The 3,956-nt window shown below is 40.1% G+C and carries 3 protein-coding genes; all 3 read right to left on the bottom strand.

The genetic code is table 11. The features are described from left to right. Nucleotides 1-546: 546 nt before the first annotated feature. Nucleotides 547-2,625 (bottom strand): elongation factor G, encoded by a 2,079-nt coding sequence (gene fusA / locus ACMZ6U_RS09565; protein ID WP_416108219.1) that lies wholly within the window; start codon nucleotides 2,623-2,625, stop codon nucleotides 547-549. A gap of 230 nt (nucleotides 2,626-2,855) precedes the next feature. Further along, nucleotides 2,856-3,326, bottom strand: a complete 471-nt coding sequence (rpsG, locus tag ACMZ6U_RS09570; RefSeq protein WP_416108220.1) for a 30S ribosomal protein S7 — start codon at nucleotides 3,324-3,326, stop codon at nucleotides 2,856-2,858. Between the two features lie 20 nt (nucleotides 3,327-3,346). Next, the gene (gene rpsL / locus ACMZ6U_RS09575) at nucleotides 3,347-3,760 is read right to left on the bottom strand and encodes a 30S ribosomal protein S12 (protein WP_018366304.1); all 414 of its coding nucleotides are present in this window, start codon (nucleotides 3,758-3,760) and stop codon (nucleotides 3,347-3,349) included. Nucleotides 3,761-3,956 lie beyond the last annotated feature (196 nt).

The following is a 3,956-nucleotide window of genomic DNA, read 5'->3' on the forward strand; positions in this document are numbered from 1 at the left end:
AATAGAAAATAGCTTATGAAGAATGATATTATCATAAAATGTTGATTCTAAGCTAATTAACATTGTTTAATTGTTATCAATAAGGTTAAACTGAGTTTTACTAAGCAGGCTCTTACTAAACTATCATTCATTCAATAAGAAATTAGCAAAGAAGCTAAAAAGAGAGTTCGAGCAAAATCGGTAACTAGAAGAGTTCGATTTCCTCTCACTCAACTCGTTTATTCCTAACTTCGAGCTGATGCCGAAACGCTTCCTCCAGTCCGTTTCACTACTACCACTGAACAACTCAAACAGTCACGTCCTTGATTGTTTGAACTTTGAAATTAGGGAAGTAAGGCTTTCTAATTCATTAGATGTATAAAATCTAATGATATTCGTACCTTAGATAGATTATTTGTAACTCACAATTTTCCACCTTCGAACCTTATAAACCTTGAAACACCCAAGACTGCACCTCACTTAGTTGACTTGAATAACTAAAAAAGGCAAGGACTTTTGTCCTTGCCTCCTTCAATACAGGAAATACTTTCAAGTATCTCTTTTTTATTATTCACCAGAATTTTTCTTAATAATTTCTTCTTGAACTGACTTAGGAACATCTTCATAGTGGTCAAATACCATCATGAACGTACCACGTCCTTGAGTTGCAGAACGAAGAGTTGTTGCGTAACCAAACATTTCAGCAAGTGGAACGAAGGCACGAACGATTTGGCTGTTACCATGAGCTTCCATACCATCAACACGTCCACGACGAGCTGTAACGTGTCCCATAACATCTCCAAGATTTTCTTCTGGAACTGTTACTGTAACAAGCATCATTGGCTCAAGGATAGCAGGTTGTGCCGATTTAGCAGCTTCTTTAAGGGCAAGTGAGGCAGCAATCTTGAAGGCTGTTTCAGATGAATCGACATCGTGGTATGATCCATCGTAAAGCTTAGCTTTAACGTCAACCAATGGGTAACCAGCAAGAACACCGTTTTCCATAGATTCTACAAGACCTTTTTCAACGGCTGGGATAAATTCACGTGGAACCACACCACCGACGATTGCGTTCTCAAATTCGAATCCTTTGCCTTCTTCGTTTGGCGTAAATTCGATCCAAACGTCACCGAATTGACCTTTACCACCTGATTGGCGTTTGAAGAATCCACGAGCTTGAGTAGAAGCACGGAATGTTTCACGGTAAGATACCTGAGGAGCACCAACGTTTGCTTCAACTTTGAATTCACGTTTCATACGGTCAACAAGGACATCAAGGTGAAGCTCACCCATACCTGCGATAACTGTTTCACCAGTTTCAACGTTTGTTTCAACGCGGAATGTTGGATCTTCTTCAGCAAGTTTTTGAAGGGCAATACCCATTTTATCTTGGTCAGCTTTAGATTTTGGCTCAACCATCAATTGGATAACTGGTTCTGGAACGTTGATTGACTCAAGAATAACTTTTGCTTTCTCATCGGTCAATGAGTCACCAGTTGTTGTATCTTTCAAACCAACGGCAGCTGCGATATCACCAGCGTAAACTGTTTCAATCTCTTGACGGCTGTTAGCGTGCATTTGAAGGATACGTCCGATACGCTCACGTTTACCTTTTGAAGTATTCATAACGTATGAACCTGAGTTAAGAACACCAGAGTAAACACGGAAGAATGTCAAACGACCTACGAATGGATCAGTCATGATCTTGAAGGCAAGAGCTGCAAATGGCTCTTCATCAGATGCTGGACGTTCTTCTTCAGCGTCAGTATCAGGGTTAGTACCTTTGATTGCAGGGATATCAAGTGGACTTGGAAGGTAATCGATAACCGCATCAAGCATCAATTGAACACCTTTGTTTTTGAAGGCAGAACCACAAAGAACTGGGAAGAATTCAACATTGATTGTAGCCTTACGAATACCTTCCATCAATTCTTCGTTAGTGATTTCTTCACCTTCGAGGTATTTCATCATCAAGTCTTCATCTGTTTCAGCAACAGCTTCAACCAATTTTTCACGGTACTCTTCAGCTTGTTCAAGATATTCAGCTGGGATATCTTCTTCAAGAATATCTGTACCAATGTCATTAGTATAGATTTCAGCTTTCATCTTGATCAAGTCGATGATTCCACGGAAATCATCTTCTGAACCGATCGGCAATTGAATTGGGTGAGCGTTAGCTTGAAGACGGTCATGGAGTGTGCTTACTGAGTAAAGGAAGTCTGCACCGATTTTATCCATTTTGTTAGCAAAAACGATACGAGGAACTCCGTATTCAGTTGCTTGACGCCAAACTGTTTCTGTTTGAGGTTCTACACCTGATTGAGCGTCAAGAACAGTTACCGCACCATCAAGCACGCGGAGTGAACGTTGTACTTCAATTGTGAAGTCAACGTGTCCTGGTGTATCGATGATATTAACACGATGTCCATCCCATTGTGCAGTTGTCGCAGCAGATGTGATTGTGATACCACGTTCTTGCTCTTGCTCCATCCAGTCCATTTGTGAAGCACCTTCATGTGTTTCACCGATTTTGTGGATCTTACCAGTGTAGTAAAGAATACGCTCAGTTGTTGTTGTTTTACCCGCATCAACGTGAGCCATGATACCGATATTACGAGTTTTTTCTAGTGAAAATTCGCGAGCCATTAGGTTTCTCCTATAAAATTTATTTTACTTAGTCATTATAACACTATTTAAGAAAAACGGATAGGCAGGACCTACCCGTTAGTAGTGTTTATTTGTTCAACTCCCAATACGGAAGCACCTATAGTACTTGGCTTTGCAGCATATGTTAGTTAACATTAATCATCCCATACAATAATATAGAATAAAATTCTTGATATCTATATAGCAAACTAAACCACAGTACTTTAATCTTACCAGCGGAAGTGAGCGAAGGCACGGTTGGCTTCTGCCATTTTGTGTGTGTCTTCACGTTTTTTAACTGATGCACCAGTATTGTTAGCTGCATCCATAATTTCTTTTGAAAGACGGTCTTTCATAGTGTGCTCACCACGGGCACGTGATGCGTTAACCAACCAACGTAGACCAAGTGTCACACGACGTTCTGGACGAACTTCAACCGGGACTTGGTAGTTTGAACCACCAACACGACGTGCACGTACTTCAAGTACAGGCATGATGTTATCCATAGCTGTTTCAAACACTTCAAGAGCATCTGTTCCAGTAGTTTCTTTAATTTCTGCAAAAGCATCGTATACGATTGATGATGCAGTACCACGTTTACCATCAAGCATTACACGGTTGATAAGACGTGTCACAATTTTTGAATTGTATAATGGATCCGGCAATACTTCGCGTTTTGGCGCTCTATTTTTACGACTCATTTTCTCTTATCCCCCTTCTATTATCCTTTAGGACGTTTAGCACCGTATTTAGAACGGCCTTGTTTACGATCTGCAACACCTGCTGTATCAAGTGCACCACGAACGATGTGGTAACGTACCCCTGGAAGGTCTTTCACACGTCCACCACGGATAAGAACAACACTGTGTTCTTGCAAGTTATGACCGATACCTGGGATGTATGCAGTTACTTCGATAAGGTTACTCAAACGTACACGAGCGAATTTACGAAGGGCTGAGTTAGGTTTTTTAGGTGTCATTGTTCCAACACGAGTCGCAACACCACGTTTTTGTGGAGCAGACAATTTAGTGTGAACTTTTTTATGACTGTTGTAACCAATATTCAAAGCAGGTGAATCTGATTTTTCAACTTTAGATTTACGTGGTTTACGTACCAACTGGTTAATTGTAGGCATCTACATTTCTCCTATAAAATTTTATTTTTGGCTGAATAGAACGATTGGTGACATCTTCTATTCTGTGTGTACTTTTGCAACATTTGTCAGCACGTCTCTGTACACTTTTGAGAGACCAAAAGTAAAAAGTACCGTTTATCATAATAACACTTTATTAATGATTCGTCAATGTTTTTTTATCATTACGTATGTGTCT

Origin of the sequence: Streptococcus pluranimalium (assembly GCF_047785745.1) — a bacterium.
Classification (GTDB): Bacteria; Bacillota; Bacilli; order Lactobacillales; family Streptococcaceae; genus Streptococcus; species Streptococcus pluranimalium_B.

Coding starts and splice junctions, on each gene's coding strand:
- rpsG (WP_416108220.1), bottom strand. CDS start 3,326: ATGAGTCGTAAAAATAGAGCGCCAAAACGCGAAGTATTGCCGGATCCA.
- fusA (WP_416108219.1), bottom strand. CDS start 2,625: ATGGCTCGCGAATTTTCACTAGAAAAAACTCGTAATATCGGTATCATG.
- rpsL (WP_018366304.1), bottom strand. CDS start 3,760: ATGCCTACAATTAACCAGTTGGTACGTAAACCACGTAAATCTAAAGTT.